General features: G+C 60.4%; 18 protein-coding genes. 12 read left to right on the top strand and 6 right to left on the bottom strand.

Annotation, left to right across the window (positions count from 1 at the left end):
* Positions 1–15: 15 nt before the first annotated feature.
* From KGB06_RS18145 to pilG, 4 genes are all read right to left on the bottom strand, one after another.
* The gene (locus KGB06_RS18145) at positions 16–2,073 is read right to left on the bottom strand and encodes a methyl-accepting chemotaxis protein (protein WP_223518065.1); all 2,058 of its coding nucleotides are present in this window, start codon (positions 2,071–2,073) and stop codon (positions 16–18) included.
* 138 nt (positions 2,074–2,211) lie between these two features.
* Positions 2,212–2,745, bottom strand: coding sequence for a chemotaxis protein CheW (locus tag KGB06_RS18140; protein WP_223518064.1), 534 nt, complete (start codon positions 2,743–2,745; stop codon positions 2,212–2,214).
* Positions 2,746–2,755: 10 nt separating this feature from the next.
* A complete protein-coding gene (pilH, locus tag KGB06_RS18135; RefSeq protein ID WP_008068134.1) occupies positions 2,756–3,121 on the bottom strand; it encodes a twitching motility response regulator PilH in 366 nt (121 codons plus the stop codon).
* 57 nt (positions 3,122–3,178) lie between these two features.
* Positions 3,179–3,583, bottom strand: coding sequence for a twitching motility response regulator PilG (gene pilG, locus KGB06_RS18130; RefSeq protein WP_223518062.1), 405 nt, complete (start codon positions 3,581–3,583; stop codon positions 3,179–3,181).
* Between the two features lie 223 nt (positions 3,584–3,806).
* Here pilG and gshB point away from each other — a divergent pair, with 223 nt between their 5' ends.
* The 7 genes from gshB (at position 3,807) to KGB06_RS18095 (ending at position 9,813) form a co-directional block, all read left to right on the top strand.
* Entirely contained in the window at positions 3,807–4,760 is a 954-nt protein-coding gene (gene gshB, locus KGB06_RS18125; protein WP_223518061.1) for a glutathione synthase, read from the top strand.
* A 77-nt stretch (positions 4,761–4,837) separates the two neighbouring features.
* Entirely contained in the window at positions 4,838–5,737 is a 900-nt protein-coding gene (locus KGB06_RS18120) for an energy transducer TonB (protein ID WP_223518059.1), read from the top strand.
* A 150-nt stretch (positions 5,738–5,887) separates the two neighbouring features.
* Positions 5,888–6,460: a YqgE/AlgH family protein gene (locus tag KGB06_RS18115; protein ID WP_223518058.1), complete on the top strand. Its 573-nt coding sequence runs from the start codon at positions 5,888–5,890 to the stop codon at positions 6,458–6,460.
* Positions 6,460–6,897, top strand: a complete 438-nt coding sequence (gene ruvX / locus KGB06_RS18110; protein ID WP_003195067.1) for a Holliday junction resolvase RuvX — start codon at positions 6,460–6,462, stop codon at positions 6,895–6,897. Before KGB06_RS18115 ends, ruvX begins: the two co-directional genes overlap by 1 nt.
* 98 nt (positions 6,898–6,995) lie before the next feature.
* Positions 6,996–7,499, top strand: a complete 504-nt coding sequence (pyrR, locus tag KGB06_RS18105) for a bifunctional pyr operon transcriptional regulator/uracil phosphoribosyltransferase PyrR (RefSeq protein WP_223518055.1) — start codon at positions 6,996–6,998, stop codon at positions 7,497–7,499.
* A gap of 26 nt (positions 7,500–7,525) precedes the next feature.
* On the top strand, positions 7,526–8,545 hold the full coding sequence (locus KGB06_RS18100) for an aspartate carbamoyltransferase catalytic subunit (protein WP_223518052.1): 1,020 nt from the start codon (positions 7,526–7,528) through the stop codon (positions 8,543–8,545).
* On the top strand, positions 8,542–9,813 hold the full coding sequence (locus tag KGB06_RS18095) for a dihydroorotase (RefSeq protein ID WP_223518050.1): 1,272 nt from the start codon (positions 8,542–8,544) through the stop codon (positions 9,811–9,813). Before KGB06_RS18100 ends, KGB06_RS18095 begins: the two co-directional genes overlap by 4 nt.
* A gap of 87 nt (positions 9,814–9,900) precedes the next feature.
* On the opposite strand, the gene KGB06_RS18090 is transcribed toward KGB06_RS18095, so the two are convergent.
* Entirely contained in the window at positions 9,901–10,332 is a 432-nt protein-coding gene (locus KGB06_RS18090) for an NINE protein (RefSeq protein WP_223518048.1), read from the bottom strand.
* A 250-nt stretch (positions 10,333–10,582) separates the two neighbouring features.
* Between KGB06_RS18090 and KGB06_RS18085 the strand changes: the two genes are divergently transcribed.
* On the top strand, positions 10,583–11,200 hold the full coding sequence (locus KGB06_RS18085) for a C40 family peptidase (protein ID WP_223518210.1): 618 nt from the start codon (positions 10,583–10,585) through the stop codon (positions 11,198–11,200).
* A 142-nt stretch (positions 11,201–11,342) separates the two neighbouring features.
* On the opposite strand, the gene KGB06_RS18080 is transcribed toward KGB06_RS18085, so the two are convergent.
* Positions 11,343–12,377 carry a type IV pilus twitching motility protein PilT gene (locus KGB06_RS18080; protein WP_223518047.1) on the bottom strand — a complete coding sequence of 345 codons (1,035 nt, stop codon included), beginning with the start codon at positions 12,375–12,377 and terminating at the stop codon, positions 11,343–11,345.
* 57 nt (positions 12,378–12,434) lie between these two features.
* Between KGB06_RS18080 and KGB06_RS18075 the strand changes: the two genes are divergently transcribed.
* The 4 genes from KGB06_RS18075 to KGB06_RS18060 are packed head-to-tail and all read left to right on the top strand — an operon-like array spanning position 12,435 to position 14,883.
* On the top strand, positions 12,435–13,121 hold the full coding sequence (locus KGB06_RS18075) for a YggS family pyridoxal phosphate-dependent enzyme (protein WP_223518046.1): 687 nt from the start codon (positions 12,435–12,437) through the stop codon (positions 13,119–13,121).
* 35 nt (positions 13,122–13,156) lie between these two features.
* Positions 13,157–13,975, top strand: coding sequence for a pyrroline-5-carboxylate reductase (gene proC / locus KGB06_RS18070; protein WP_223518026.1), 819 nt, complete (start codon positions 13,157–13,159; stop codon positions 13,973–13,975).
* Between the two features lie 24 nt (positions 13,976–13,999).
* Positions 14,000–14,587 (top strand): YggT family protein, encoded by a 588-nt coding sequence (locus KGB06_RS18065; protein ID WP_223518023.1) that lies wholly within the window; start codon positions 14,000–14,002, stop codon positions 14,585–14,587.
* The gene (locus tag KGB06_RS18060) at positions 14,587–14,883 is read left to right on the top strand and encodes a DUF167 domain-containing protein (protein ID WP_149659730.1); all 297 of its coding nucleotides are present in this window, start codon (positions 14,587–14,589) and stop codon (positions 14,881–14,883) included. The genes KGB06_RS18065 and KGB06_RS18060 overlap by 1 nt, the downstream gene beginning before the upstream one ends.
* Positions 14,884–14,937: the final 54 nt, after the last annotated feature.

The following is a 14,937-nucleotide window of genomic DNA, read 5'->3' as shown; positions in this document are numbered from 1 at the left end:
ACGCCTGTGGACGGTTCACGCTTTGTCTGCCGCCTGCGCCTTGACGGTCGGCAAGGTGAAGCCAGACACCGAACGCCGCAGCTGACTGGCCATTTTCGCCAGATTGCCGATGCTCTCGGCAGTGGCGGTGGAGCCGGACGAGGTCTGCGAGGTGATCTGTTGAATCACGTTCATCGTCAGGGAAATCTGCCCGGCCGAAGAGGTTTGCTGCTGCGCCGCGTTGGAAATACTCTGGATCAACGCGGCGAGGGTCTTCGATACGCCTTCGATTTCTTCCAGGGCCACACCGGCATCCTGCGCCAGACGCGCACCGCGCACCACTTCGGTGGTGGTCTGCTCCATCGAAATCACCGCTTCGTTGGTGTCCGTCTGGATCGCCCGCACCAGGGTTTCGATTTGCCGGGTCGCGGCGGACGAGCGCTCGGCCAGGCGCTGGACTTCATCGGCCACCACCGCAAAACCGCGCCCGGCGTCACCGGCCATCGACGCCTGGATGGCCGCGTTGAGCGCGAGGATGTTGGTCTGGTCGGCAATGTCATCGATCAGGCTGACAATATCGCCGATTTCCTGCGAGGACTCACCCAGACGCTTGATGCGCTTGGCGGTGTCCTGAATCTGCTCGCGAATGTTGTCCATGCCATGGATGGTGTTGTGCACCACCTCGTTGCCCTTGTTGGCAATTTCCACCGAGCGCTCGGCCACCGCCGAAGATTCAGCGGCGTTGGCCGACACTTGGTCGATGGACTGGGCCATGTCGTTGATAGCCGTGGAGGCTTCGGAAATCTGCTGCGCCTGATGCTCCGAAGCCTGCGCCAGGTGCATGGCGGTGGCCTGGGTTTCCTGCACGGCGGCGGCCACCTGGCCGGCAGTGAGGTTGATGGTCGCCACCAGGTCGCGCAATTGGTCCACGGAGTAGTTGATCGAGTCGGCGATGGTCCCGGTGAAGTCTTCGGTTACCGAGGCGGTAACGGTCAAGTCGCCGTCGGCCAGGTCTGCAATTTCATCCAGAAGCCGCATGATCGCGGTCTGGTTGCGTTCGTTTTTCTCGGCAGTTTCCCGAAGTTGGCGGTTGGTTTCGCGCACCATGACCATGCCGATCAAGATGATCGATGCCAGCGCCAGCAGACCCAGCACGTAACCGCCGATGGTGTCGACATTGCGCCCGTCGGCGAGGTTTTCGAAACCGATGGCCAGGTGCGAAGCTTCGTCGAGCAGGGTTTGCGACAGGGTGAAAATGTTGGTGGCTGACTCGCGGACCTTGAACAGTTCGGGCGAAGTTTCGAGGATTTCATCCACCGAGCCGGAGACGAATTCGAACAGTTCGGAAATCTCGCTCAACCGGGCGCGGGCATCGCGGTCCTCGACCTGGCTGATCCTCAGCGCCACGTTGCCCTGAAGCATGCCGTTGAGTACCTGGCCGAAACGCGCGGCATCGCGACCGAAAGCATCGGCGGCCTGCTGCGAGTTTTCATCGCCGGACAGCACGGTGTTCACCGCGCCCAAAATACGCTCGGCCAGCAGCGATTGACGCTGGGCCACCGCCACCTGGCCGGCCGGCGCCCCACGTTGCAGGAGGATTTCGACGACTTTCTCGTACTCGACCTGCAACTGCGGCACGGTTTCGGCCAGGGTCGCGGCGACCTGATGCAGCGACAGCACGGTCTGCTCGCTGGAGAGGATCGCGTCGGTGTTTTTCAGCAAGCGTTCCCAATCGAGCTGCACGGCGCGCATTTCCGGGCGCACCGTGGACGGCGCTGGCGGCAGGCCAGTGGCCGGGTCGCCCTTCTTCAGGTAGCCCCAACGCAGCGCAAAGTCATTGCGCGCATCGCTGAGCAACTTGAACGCAGCCGCTTTGCCGGCGGCGGCTTCGGTGGCATTTTTAGCGATGCGCTGGGACAGTACGCGCAGCTCACCAGCATGGCCGATGTACTGTTTGTCGTACATGGCTTGGGTGTTGAGGTAAGCGAAATTGGCGAACAGCAGCATGATGAACACGATCAGCGCGATGAACAGCGCGACGATCTGCGAGCGGCTGCGCGTTCCTTCTGGCTTGCCTGTTTTTGCTTTTATCATCGGTCCTCGCCTGTCCTACCCAATTCACTACTCGCCCTTGTAGGAGCAAGGCTTGCCCGCGATGAACGATTACGCGGTGTGCCTGCAAAACCGCGTCGTCTGCATCGCGGGCAAGCCCGGCTCCTACAGGGGCCGGGGTCAAATCGCGACGTGCATAAAGCTTTGCGACTGCGCCAACGCAAACGGGCTGAACACTTGCCAGGTCTGCTCACGCTGGAATCGGCCTTTGACGAACGCCGACATTGGCCCACTCCACTGATCTGCCGGTTCCAGGCTGTCCTGGGCAAAGTGCTGCAAGCCAAAGACTTCGTCGACCAGCAACCCGGCAAACACCTCGTCATGTTCCACCACCAACACCCGCCGCTGCTTGCGCGCCGCGGAGACTTCGTGGCCAAAGAAACCGTACAAATCCATGATTGGCAACAATCGCCCACGCAGGTTGGCCACCCCTTTGACCCAGGGTTTGACGCCCGGCAACTGGGTAAACCGCGGTTCATGCAGGACTTCGCTGACTTCGCCCATCGGTGCGACGTACCAATCCTCGCCCAAGCGAAAACCGATGCCGCTCCAGCTGTCCTGCCGGGTCGGCTGCGATGGAAGATCCGCCGCCAGCAGACGACAACGCTGGTCGATCTGCAGCAGCAGTTCGAAAGCCGTCAGCGACTCGCTCATGGCCGGACGATCAACCGGCCAACACGTTATTCAGGGTTTTGATCAGGGTCTCTTCATCGACCGGTTTGGTCAGGTAATCCTTGGCGCCCTGGCGGGTGCCCCAGACCTTGTCGGTTTCCTGATCCTTGGTGGTGATGATGATCACCGGGATGTGCCCGGTTTCCGGGTCTTTGGTCAGCTGGCGGGTCGCCTGAAAACCGTTGAGGCCGGGCATGACGATGTCCATCAGCACCGCGTCGGGTTTTTCCTGACGGGCCAGGGCCACGCCGTCGGCACCGTTTTCGGCTTTCAACACTTCGTGGCCGTGCTTTTCCAGCATGCCGGTCAGTTTGTACATTTCGGTCGGCGAATCATCGACGATCAGAATACGTGCCATGGTCTTCCCCATTCTTGTCGACGCCGGGCCCGCTGGCCGAGCGTCACTGTGCTTGTCCTACTGCGGCAAAACGGCGGCGAAGCCCGGAACATGGGCCTGGATCGCGCTCAGCAGTTCTTCCTTGCTGAACGGCTTGGTCAAAAACTGGTCGGAGCCGACGATGCGCCCCTTGGCCTTGTCGAACAACCCGTCCTTGGACGACAGCATAATCACTGGCGTGGACTTGAACGCACTGTTGTTCTTGATCAACGCGCAGGTCTGATAGCCATCCAGACGCGGCATCATGATGTCGACAAAGATAATGCCGGGATGATTATCGGCAATCTTGGCCAGCGCATCGAAACCGTCGATGGCCGTAATGACTTCACAACCCACATTCTTCAACAGCGTTTCGGCGGTGCGTCGAATCGTCTTCGAATCGTCGATCACCATGACCTTCAAGGCGCTGGAATGCTGATCCATAAATGCTCTACCGTCGCCTTTGCGAAACAAATTGTCCGTTTGCGCTTGAAACCCTTGATACTCAAGGGCCAGCATGACATGGCAGCCTTTTTAGCACAGTCTCAAAAACCAATCTATCGGCCGGCTTGCGCGATGGTTTTTCCTTGACCGGGAACACACTCAGCGCCACTCTGACGCCACTTTTTCATGTCCATTCGGACCAGCCATTTTCGAGGAAAAACCCATGAGCGTTCGCGTCGGGATTGTCATGGATCCTATTGCCAGCATCTCCTATAAAAAGGATAGCTCGCTGGCCATGCTGCTGGCCGCGCAGAAGCGCGGCTGGGAACTGTTCTACATGGAACAGCGCGATTTGTACCAGGCCGAAGGTCAGGCCCGCGCGCGGATGCGTCCGCTGCAAGTGTTCGCCAACCCGGAAAAATGGTTCGAACTGGGCGCCGAGAGCGATGCGCTGCTGAGCGATCTGGACGTGATCCTGATGCGCAAGGATCCGCCGTTCGACATGGAATTCGTTTACTCCACCTACCTGCTGGAGCAAGCCGAACGCGCTGGCGTGCTGGTGGTCAACAAGCCGCAGAGCCTGCGTGACTGCAACGAAAAACTGTTCGCCACGCTGTTCCCGCAGTGCACGCCGCCGACCGTGGTCAGCCGCCGCCCTGACGTGCTGCGCGAATTCGCCGATCATCACGGCGATGTGATTCTCAAGCCGCTGGACGGCATGGGCGGCTCCTCGATTTTCCGTCACACCGCCGGCCATCCAAACCTGTCGGTGATCCTCGAAACCCTGACTCTGCATGGCAAGCAGCAAATCATGATCCAGGGTTATCTGCCGGCCATCGTCGACGGTGACAAACGCATCCTGATGATCGACGGCGAGCCGGTGGATTACTGTCTGGCGCGGATTCCAGCCGCCGGTGAAACCCGCGGCAACCTCGCGGCCGGTGGTCGCGGAGAGGCGCGACCGTTAACCGACAAGGATCGCTGGATCGCCGCGCAAGTCGGCCCGACCCTGCGCGAAAAAGGCCTGTTGTTTGTGGGCCTGGACGTGATCGGCGAGCACCTGACCGAAATCAACGTCACCAGCCCGACCTGCATTCGCGAAATCGACAATGCCTTTGGCACCGACATTGGTGGCCTGCTGATGGATGCCATCGATCAGAAGCTCAAGGCTCGTTGATATAGAACAGCCAGGAAATCACCAACATTGCGTTATCATCCGCGGCCTGTGAAAAACGCGATGTTGGTTTTTTTGTCATGACCCTCCCGTCCGATCTGCCCGTTGAACTCGCCCATCGTGGCGTGCGCCCGGCCGATCGCCTCGGTTTTACCCTGTTTCTTGCGGCGTTGATTCACTTGGCGTTGCTGTTGGGCGTCGGCTTTACGATGGTCGAACCCAAACAAATCAGCAAAACCCTGGAAATCACCCTCGCCACCTTCAAAAGCGAAAAGAAGCCCGAAAAAGCCGATTTCCTTGCCCAGGAAAATCAGCAGGGTAGCGGCACCCTGGATAAAATGGCCATTCCCAAGACCACCGAGGTTGCGCCCTTCCAGGACAACAAGGTGCAAAAAGTCACGCCACCGCCCGCCGCCAAGCCTGAAGTTCAGGAAGCCGCACCCAAGGCTGCCGTGACCACAGTCGCGCCGAAGCCGAAAAAAGCCGCAGCGAAGAATGAAGAGGTCAAACCGCAAACCAAACCCGCGGTGGCTGCACCGACTTTCGACAGTTCCCAGCTGTCCAGCGACATCGCCAGCCTCGAAGCGGAACTGGCCAACGAACAACAGTTGTACGCCAAACGCCCGCGCATCCACCGCTTGAGCGCGGCGTCGACCATGCGCGACAAAGGCGCCTGGTATAAGGACGAATGGCGCAAGAAGGTCGAGCGCATCGGCAACCTCAATTACCCAGACGAAGCCCGACGCAAACAGATTTACGGCAATTTGCGGTTAATGGTTTCGATCAACAGCGATGGCTCGCTCTATGAAGTGCTGGTGCTGGAGTCGTCCGGGCAACCGCTGCTGGACCAGGCGGCGCAGCGGATCGTGAGGCTCGCGGCACCGTTTGCGCCATTTACCGGCGATCTTTCGGACATCGACCGCCTGGAAATCATCCGCACGTGGAGGTTTGCGCGCGGGGACAGACTCTCCAGCAACTGACTGGTATATGACCTGTAGGAGCTGGCTTGCCAGCGAAGGCGTTTTCGACAGCGCTTTCGCTGGCAAGCCAGCTCCTACAGGAGATCAATCTCACGCAAACATCCATTCCCCAGCTTGTCAGTTCGCCCCTCCAACGCCACACTATCGCTCATGAAAAACGTCGACCCCAGCTACCTCAAGCATCAATTCCTGATCGCCATGCCTCACATGGCCGACCCGAACTTTGCGCACACCTTGACCTACATTGTCGAGCACACGGCCAATGGTGCCATGGGGCTGGTGATCAACCGCCCGCTAGACCTGAGTCTGGCCGACATCCTTGAGCAACTGCGCCCGGATATCGAGCCGCCAGCGCTGTGCCAGCATGTGCCGATTTTCATGGGCGGTCCGGTGCAGACCGATCGCGGCTTTGTCCTGCACCCCAAAGGGCAGAGCTATCAGGCGACCGCTGATCTGGAAGACGAGCTGTCCTTGTCTACTTCTCAGGACGTGCTGTTCGCCATCGCCGACGGCGTGGGTCCGGCGAAAAGCCTGATCGCCTTGGGCTACGCGGGCTGGGAAGCCGGGCAGCTGGATGCCGAACTGGCCCAGAACGCCTGGCTGACCTGCCCGTTCGACGCCGACATCCTGTTCAACACCAGCAGCGAGCTGCGCCTGGAAGCGGCGGCCAAGCATTTGGGTGTCAACCTCAGCCTGCTCACCAGCCAGGCGGGGCACGCCTGATGGCCCTGCGCCTGATTTTGGGTTTCGACTACGGCACCAAACAGATCGGCGTCGCGGTCGGCCAGGTGATTACCGGCCAGGCTCGCGAGTTGTGCACCTTGAAGGCCCAGAACGGCGTTCCCGACTGGAATCAGGTCGAAGCCCTGATTAAAGAGTGGAAACCCGACGCCGTGGTGGTCGGCCTGCCCTTGAACATGGACGGCACCCCGAGCGACATGTGCCTGCGCGCGGAAAAGTTCGCCCGCCGCCTGAATGGTCGTTACAACCTGCCCTTCTATACCCATGATGAACGCCTGACCACGTTTGAAGCCAAAGGCGAGCGACGTGATCGCGGCGGGCAAAAAGGCAGTTACCGCGACAACCCGGTGGACGCCATCGCCGCCGCCCTGCTGCTGCAAGGCTGGCTCGACGAAAACACCGCACTGTTCGAGTCCTGAAGCAACGAATCCTCAAGAGCCGCTGCCAGCGACTCTTTATAGCGACAACCCGAGCCACCCCTCAAGCAGCATCGGCTCGGGCCCAAGAAGGAGCAATCATGAGCCTGCCCAATCCCGCCGAACTGATCAGCCAGATGGCGATCCGGCTTGACGCCCATCTGGCCAAACGAGGCATCAGCGAACCGCGTTATATCGGTATTCGTACCGGCGGCGTCTGGGTCGCCCAGGCCTTGCTCAAGGAACTGGGCAGCGACTCGCCGCTCGGCACCCTGGATGTTTCCTTCTACCGCGACGATTTCAGCCAGAGCGGCTTGCACCCGCAGGTTCGCCCGTCTGCGCTACCGTTCGAAATCGAAGGCCAGCATCTGGTACTGATCGACGACGTGCTCATGAGCGGTCGGACCATCCGCGCGGCCCTGAACGAACTCTTCGACTACGGCCGCCCGGCCAGCGTAACCCTGGTCTGCCTGCTGGACCTGGACGCCAGCGAGTTGCCGATCCGCCCGAACGTGGTGGGCGCGACGCTGTCGCTGGCCGCCCACGAGCGGGTGAAACTGTCTGGCCCCGAGCTCAAGCTTGAATTGCAAGACCTCGCCCTTTAATCCGCCCTATTGAGAGTCCCCTCGCGATGACGCCTCTAGATACCAAGCGCCCGCTGCAGCTCAATGATCAGGGCCAGCTGCGCCACTTCCTCTCGCTCGACGGTTTGCGCCGCGAGCTGTTGACGGAAATCCTCGACACCGCCGACTCGTTCCTCGAAGTCGGCGCCCGGGCGGTGAAGAAAGTCCCGTTGCTGCGCGGCAAGACCGTGTGCAATGTGTTCTTCGAAAACTCCACCCGCACCCGCACCACCTTTGAACTGGCGGCCCAGCGGTTGTCGGCGGACGTGATCACCCTGAACGTGTCGACCTCGTCGGCCAGCAAGGGCGAAACCCTGCTCGACACCCTTCGCAACCTCGAAGCCATGGCCGCCGACATGTTTGTCGTGCGCCACGGTGACTCCGGTGCCGCGCACTTCATCGCCGAGCATGTGTGCCCGCAAGTAGCGATCATCAATGGCGGCGACGGCCGTCACGCGCACCCGACGCAGGGCATGCTCGACATGCTGACCATCCGTCGACACAAGGGCGGTTTCGAAAACCTCTCGGTAGCCATCGTCGGCGACATCCTGCACTCGCGGGTGGCGCGCTCAAACATGCTGGCACTGAAAACCCTCGGTTGCCCGGACATCCGCGTGATCGCGCCGAAAACCCTGCTGCCGATCGGCATCGAGCAATACGGCGTGAAGGTTTACACCGACATGACCGAAGGCCTGAAAGACGTCGACGTGGTGATCATGCTGCGCCTGCAACGCGAGCGCATGACCGGCGGCCTGCTGCCAAGCGAAGGCGAGTTCTACCGCCTGTTCGGCCTGACCACCGCACGCCTGGCCGGGGCCAAGCCGGATTGCATCGTCATGCACCCGGGGCCGATCAACCGCGGGGTGGAAATTGAGTCGGCGGTGGCCGACGGTCCGCACTCGGTGATCCTCAACCAGGTCACCTACGGTATTGCAATTCGTATGGCCGTGCTGTCCATGGCCATGAGCGGGCAGACTGCGCAACGTCAATTCGAGCAAGGCCAATTCGAGCAGGAGAACGCCCAGTGAAGCTCAGTATTCTCGGCGCCCGCGTGATTGATCCAGCCACGGGGCTGGATAAAGTGACTGACATCCACATTGAAGCCTGCAAGATCGTCGCCCTGGGCGCCGCTCCAGCCGGTTTTGTCGCCGTCGACACCCTCGACGCCCAAGGTCTGGTGGCCGCCCCTGGGCTGGTTGACCTGAACGTCGCCCTGCGCGAGCCGGGCTACAGCCGCAAAGGCTCGATCATCAGTGAAACCCGCGCCGCCGCAGCCGGTGGCGTCACCAGCCTGTGCTGCCCGCCGAAAACCAAACCGGTGCTGGACACCTCGGCCGTGGCCGAACTGATCCTCGACCGTGCTCGCGAAGCCGGCAACACCAAAGTGTTCCCGATTGGCGCCCTGAGCAAAGGCCTGGACGGCGAACAGCTGGCTGAACTGGTCGCGTTGCGCGATGCCGGCTGCGTGGCCTTCGGCAACGGCCTGGAGAGCTTCCGCAACACCCGCACCCTGTGCCGGGCGCTGGAATACGCGGCGACGTTCGACCTGACGGTGATATTCAACTCGCAGGACCATGATCTGGCCGAAGGTGGTTTAGCCCACGAAGGCCCGACTGCCAGCTTCCTTGGCTTGCCGGGCATTCCGGAAACCGCTGAAACCGTGGCCCTGGCCCGGGACCTGCTGCTGGTCGAGCAGAGCGGAGTGCGTGCGCACTTCAGCCAACTCACCAGCGCTCGCGGTGTGGCCCTGATCGCTCAGGCCCAGGCCCGTGGGCTGCCGGTGACCGCCGATGTGGCGTTGTATCAGCTGATCCTGACCGATGAAGCCTTGATCGACTTCAGCAGCCTCTACCACGTCCAGCCGCCGCTGCGCACACGCGCCGACCGCGACGGCCTGCGTGCGGCGGTGAAATCGGGGGTGATCTCGGCCATCTCCAGCCATCACCAACCGCACGAGCGGGATGCCAAACTGGCACCTTTCGGCGCCACTGAACCCGGCATCAGCAGCGTTGAATTGCTGCTGCCGCTGGCGATGACGCTGGTGGAGGATGGTTTGCTGGATCTGCCGACGTTGCTGGCGCGTTTGAGCGCAGGACCTGCCGAGGCGCTGCGTTTGCCGGCCGGCAAGCTGGCGGTGGGTGGGCCGGCGGACATCGTGCTGTTCGACCCGGCGGCTTCGACTGTGGCCGGTGAGAACTGGCTGTCCAAGGGTGAGAACTGTCCGTTTATTGGGCATACCCTGCCGGGTGTGGTGCGTTACACCTTGGTGGATGGGCGGATTAGCCACCAGGCGTAATACCGCGTCGCTACAATCGCGAGCAAGCTTTGCTCCTACAGGATTGTGTATGAACACCCTGCAGGAGCATGGCTTGCCAGCGATGGCTTACTGGAAGGCGCCTCTGTTCTGGGCGTTGCGCACGGATACCTGGTCATTCAACGTCCAGAAGTCATACAACACCCCGACAAAGAACAACCCGCCCGTCACCAGGTACAGCAACCCGCTGATCCACTTCCCCTGATACATCCGGTGTACGCCGAACACCCCTAGAAACGTCAGCAGAATCCACGCCACGTTGTATTCGATCGGCCCCGCGGTGAACCGAAGGTCTGCTTCACGGTCCATTGCCGGGATCAGAAACAGGTCGATCAGCCAGCCAATCCCCAGCAAGCCAAAGGTGAAGAACCAGATCGTCCCAGTCACCGGTTTGCCGTAATAGAAGCGGTGAGCGCCGGTAAAACCGAAAATCCACAGCAAATAACCAATCACTTTGCTGTGCGTATCGTGATGTGCGGCGGACTGTTGATAGCTGTTCATTAAGGACCTCGACTCACACGATAGATAAATATTGTTTAAATCTTTGTGACTTTTTTACAGGCTGCCGACGTATGGCAAATGCTACCGTGGCTCCCGTCAAAGCCTTATAGCGCCTGACTTCTGTCCGACAATTGCGGCAATCTGCCGCTTGTTTGGTTCCAATGGCCACCATGTTGAATCGACCAACGGCCTCGGAAGGGCAAAAAAAGCTGTTATAAAGTTGCGCGTTCACCCATTCGAGCCCTGCCTAATGCGTCCATTTTTCAAGACATGGCTAACCATTTGCCTTTTGATGCCACTGGCCGCCCACGCCACCAATCGTGAGCAACGTCTTCCAAACGTTAATGGTTACACCCCAAAATCCCATGTTTCTGCTCCCTCCAGCAAAAACAAAAAAACTGCACAAGATTCGACCCAGCTGAGCGACAACAGCAAACTTGTACCGCCAATGGCGAGCAAGGAAAGCAGCAACGTGCTGAGCCGCGCCGTAAACGTCCTCGGTACTCCTTATCGTTGGGGCGGCAGTAGCCCAAGTAAAGGGTTCGACTGTAGTGGCCTGGTGAAATATGCGTTCAACGACACCACGTTTGACCTGCCGCGCACCTCCAATGCCATGGCCAGCGGTCATGGCGAGAAAATCGATCGCGACGACCTGAAACCGGGCGACCTGATTTTCTTCAACATCAAGAGCCGTCGGGTCAATCACGTTGCCATCTACCTGGGCAACGACCGCTTCATCCACGCACCACGTCGTGGCAAGTCGGTGAGCATCGATACGCTGAAAAAGCCGTACTGGGAAAAACATTACGTGGTTGCCAAGCGGGTTCTGCCTAAAGAGCCGAACCAGATGCGCGTCGCTCAGCGCTGATTTAAGTACCTGATATTTGTTGATCGTTCCCACGCTCTGCGTGGGAACGCAGCCCGGGACGCTCCGCGTCCCAACAGCGGACGCAGAGCGTCCATTGAGGCATTCCCACGCGGAGCGTGGGAACGATCAATCAACATCCCCGTCAAAAATTATCCGGCGACCGCGCTTTCTCCCGCGCATGCTCGCGACTGATCAAGCCCTTGGCCACCAATTCCTTCAAGCACATATCCAGCGTCTGCATCCCCAGGTTCCCACCGGTCTGAATCGACGAGTACATCTGCGCGACCTTGTCTTCGCGGATCAGGTTACGAATCGCCGATGTCCCGAGCATGATCTCGTGCGCCGCAATCCGCCCGCCGCCGATCTTTTTCACCAGTGTCTGCGACACCACCGCCAGTAGCGACTCGGACAGCATCGAACGTACCATCGACTTTTCATCCCCCGGAAACACATCCACCACCCGGTCGATGGTTTTCGCCGCTGACGTGGTGTGCAGCGTGCCGAACACCAGATGCCCGGTCTCGGCGGCGGTCAGCGCCAGGCGAATGGTCTCCAGGTCACGCATCTCCCCCACCAGAATCACGTCCGGGTCTTCACGCAGCGCCGAGCGCAAGGCCGTCGCAAAGCTGCGCGTATCGCGATGGACTTCGCGCTGGTTGATCAGGCATTTGCGCGATTCGTGGACGAATTCGATCGGGTCTTCGATCGTGAGGATGTGGTGATGGCGATGGTTGTTCAGGTAATCGATCATCGCTGCCAGGGTGGTGGACTTGCCGGAGCCGGTCGGGCCGGTCACCAGCACCAGCCCGCGCGGCGCCTCGGTAATCTTGCGAAACACCTCACCCATACCGAGGTCATCCATGCTCAGGACCTTCGATGGAATGGTCCGGAACACGGCGCCTGCGCCACGATTCTGGTTAAAGGCGTTAACCCGGAAACGCGCCACACCGGGCACTTCAAAGGAGAAATCGGTTTCCAGGTGTTTCTCGAAGTCCACCCGCTGGGTGTCGTTCATGATGTCGTAGATCAGCGCTTGTACCTGTTTGTGGTCCAGGGCCGGCACGTTGATGCGTCGCACATCGCCATCGACGCGGATCATCGGGGGCAGGCCGGCGGACAAGTGCAGGTCGGACGCGCCCTGTTTAGCGCTGAAAGCCAGCAGCTCAGTGATATCCATAGCGCCCCTCAATTCCAGTAGAATGCCGCGAACCTTCAGACCGCTGGCGCACATTGAATGTCCACGATAGCAGACAACATTGCTCAGGTAAGTTCACGCATCCGTGCCGCCGCCCTGGCCGCCCAGCGCGATGAGCACAGCGTTCAGCTGCTGGCCGTAAGCAAGACCAAACCCGCCGAGGCCCTGCGTGAAGCGTACGCCGCCGACTTGCGCGATTTTGGCGAGAACTACCTGCAGGAGGCCTTGGGCAAACAGCTCGAATTGGCCGACCTGCCCTTGATCTGGCACTTCATCGGCCCCATTCAATCGAACAAGACTCGCGCTATCGCCGAGCACTTCGCCTGGGTGCACTCCGTGGATCGGTTGAAAATCGCACAACGCCTGTCCGAACAACGACCAGCCGATTTGCCGCCCCTGAACATCTGCATCCAGGTCAACGTCAGCGGTGAAGCCAGCAAATCCGGCTGCACCCCGGCCGACCTGCCGGCCCTGGCCAATGCCATCAGCGAATTGCCACGCCTCACGTTGCGCGGATTGATGGCGATTCCCGAGCCGACGGATGATCGCGCCGAACAGGATGCCGCTTTTGCTGCCGTGCAAAGCCTGCAAGCCAGCCTGAACCTGCCGCTCGACACACTTTCCATGGGCATGAGCCACGACCTTGAGTCGGCCATCGCCCAAGGCGCTACATGGGTCCGAATCGGTACGGCCCTGTTTGGTGCCCGCGACTACGGTCAACCATAAACAATGGCTGACACCTCTCTTTATAAGGACCTGACATGAGCAAAACTCGTATTGCCTTTATCGGTGCCGGCAACATGGCCGCCAGCCTGATCGGCGGCCTGCGCGCCAAAGGTCTGGACGCCTCGCAAATCCGCGCCAGCGATCCGGGCGTTGAAACCCGCACCAAAGTGGCAGCCGAACATGGCATCGAAGTCTTCGCCGACAACGCCGACGCCATCCAGGATGCCAACGTCGTCGTATTGGCGGTCAAACCCCAGGCGATGAAAGCTGTGTGCGAAGCGATTCGCCCGAGCCTGAAGCCGAATCAACTGGTGGTGTCGATTGCCGCAGGCATCACCTGCGCCAGCATGAACAACTGGCTCGGCGCCCAGCCGATCGTGCGCTGCATGCCCAACACCCCGGCGCTGCTGCGTCAGGGCGTGAGCGGTTTGTATGCCACCGCCGAAGTGAACGCCGAGCAGCGCCAACAGGCGCAAGAGCTGCTGTCCGCCGTCGGCATTGCGCTGTGGCTGAACGAAGAGCAGCAACTGGACGCGGTCACCGCAGTGTCCGGCTCAGGGCCGGCGTACTTTTTCCTGCTGATCGAAGCCATGACCGCCGCCGGCGTGAAACTCGGCCTGCCGGCGGACATCGCCGCACAACTGACCCTGCAAACCGCGCTGGGCGCCGCACACATGGCGGTCGCCAGCGATGTCGATGCCGCCGAACTGCGTCGTCGTGTAACGTCGCCTGCGGGCACCACGGAAGCCGCGATCAAGTCGTTCCAGGCCGGTGGCTTCGAAGCCCTGGTCGAAACAGCACTCGGCGCTGCCGCGCATCGCTCGGCCGAGATGGCTGAGCAACTCGGTCGCTAATCAGCTCTTACAAAGGAATCAAAGATGCTCGGACTCAATGACGCTGCCATTTTCATCATTAAAACCCTTGGCAGCCTGTACCTGCTGATCGTACTGATGCGCTTCATCCTGCAACTGGTTCGGGCGAATTTTTACAACCCGCTCTGTCAGTTCATCGTCAAAGCCACGCAACCGCTGCTCAAGCCACTGCGCCGGGTCATCCCGAGCATGTTCGGGCTGGACATGTCGTCGCTGGTGCTGGCGCTGATCCTGCAGATGGTGCTGATCGTGGTCATCCTGGCGCTCAAAGGCTTCATGGTCGACTTCGTGCTACTGGTGCCTTGGGCACTGATCGCGCTGTTCTCGCTGTTTTTGAACATTCTGTTCTACGCGATGATCATCAGTGTGATTCTGTCCTGGGTCGCCCCCGGCAGCCACAATCCGGGCGCCGAGCTGGTCGCGCAGATTACTGAACCGGTACTCGCGCCGTTCCGCCGGATCATCCCGAACCTGGGCGGTCTCGACATTTCGCCGATCTTTGCGTTCATCGTGATCCAGCTGCTGCAAAGCTGGCTGATCCCGCGCCTTGCGTACTTCGCCGGCATGCAGCCAGGGCTGCTCGGCTTGATCTGATGAGCTACTTTCGCTGGGACGGTGACGACCTGATTCTGGAGTGTCACCTGCAACCGGCGGCCCGCAGTGATGATTTCTGCGGGCTGCACGGGGATCGCCTGAAGATCCGCCTGACCGCGCCGCCGGTTGAAGGCAAGGCCAATGCGTATCTGATGGCGTTTCTGGCCAAGGCCTTTGGGGTGTCCAAGAGCCAGGTCAGTTTGATCAGCGGTGAGTTGAACCGGCAGAAACGAGTGCGGATTTGTTCGCCCAAGAAGCTGCCGGAGTTGCCTGATCTGGTGCGTCCCGCAGGCTGACCGCGTCATCGTTCATCGCGGGCAAGCCACGCTCCCACAGAGGCATGCATTCCC

It is taken from the genome of Pseudomonas sp. GL-B-19, from assembly GCF_019956415.1.
Lineage (GTDB): Bacteria > Pseudomonadota > Gammaproteobacteria > Pseudomonadales > Pseudomonadaceae > Aquipseudomonas.
This window is presented reverse-complemented; position numbering and strand designations above follow the sequence as displayed.

Coding starts and splice junctions, on each gene's coding strand:
- KGB06_RS18145 (WP_223518065.1), bottom strand. CDS start 2,073: ATGATAAAAGCAAAAACAGGCAAGCCAGAAGGAACGCGCAGCCGCTCG.
- KGB06_RS18140 (WP_223518064.1), bottom strand. CDS start 2,745: ATGAGCGAGTCGCTGACGGCTTTCGAACTGCTGCTGCAGATCGACCAG.
- pilH (WP_008068134.1), bottom strand. CDS start 3,121: ATGGCACGTATTCTGATCGTCGATGATTCGCCGACCGAAATGTACAAA.
- pilG (WP_223518062.1), bottom strand. CDS start 3,583: ATGGATCAGCATTCCAGCGCCTTGAAGGTCATGGTGATCGACGATTCG.
- gshB (WP_223518061.1), top strand. CDS start 3,807: ATGAGCGTTCGCGTCGGGATTGTCATGGATCCTATTGCCAGCATCTCC.
- KGB06_RS18120 (WP_223518059.1), top strand. CDS start 4,838: ATGACCCTCCCGTCCGATCTGCCCGTTGAACTCGCCCATCGTGGCGTG.
- KGB06_RS18115 (WP_223518058.1), top strand. CDS start 5,888: ATGAAAAACGTCGACCCCAGCTACCTCAAGCATCAATTCCTGATCGCC.
- ruvX (WP_003195067.1), top strand. CDS start 6,460: ATGGCCCTGCGCCTGATTTTGGGTTTCGACTACGGCACCAAACAGATC.
- pyrR (WP_223518055.1), top strand. CDS start 6,996: ATGAGCCTGCCCAATCCCGCCGAACTGATCAGCCAGATGGCGATCCGG.
- KGB06_RS18100 (WP_223518052.1), top strand. CDS start 7,526: ATGACGCCTCTAGATACCAAGCGCCCGCTGCAGCTCAATGATCAGGGC.
- KGB06_RS18090 (WP_223518048.1), bottom strand. CDS start 10,332: ATGAACAGCTATCAACAGTCCGCCGCACATCACGATACGCACAGCAAA.
- KGB06_RS18085 (WP_223518210.1), top strand. CDS start 10,583: ATGCGTCCATTTTTCAAGACATGGCTAACCATTTGCCTTTTGATGCCA.
- KGB06_RS18080 (WP_223518047.1), bottom strand. CDS start 12,377: ATGGATATCACTGAGCTGCTGGCTTTCAGCGCTAAACAGGGCGCGTCC.
- KGB06_RS18075 (WP_223518046.1), top strand. CDS start 12,435: ATGTCCACGATAGCAGACAACATTGCTCAGGTAAGTTCACGCATCCGT.
- proC (WP_223518026.1), top strand. CDS start 13,157: ATGAGCAAAACTCGTATTGCCTTTATCGGTGCCGGCAACATGGCCGCC.
- KGB06_RS18065 (WP_223518023.1), top strand. CDS start 14,000: ATGCTCGGACTCAATGACGCTGCCATTTTCATCATTAAAACCCTTGGC.
- KGB06_RS18060 (WP_149659730.1), top strand. CDS start 14,587: ATGAGCTACTTTCGCTGGGACGGTGACGACCTGATTCTGGAGTGTCAC.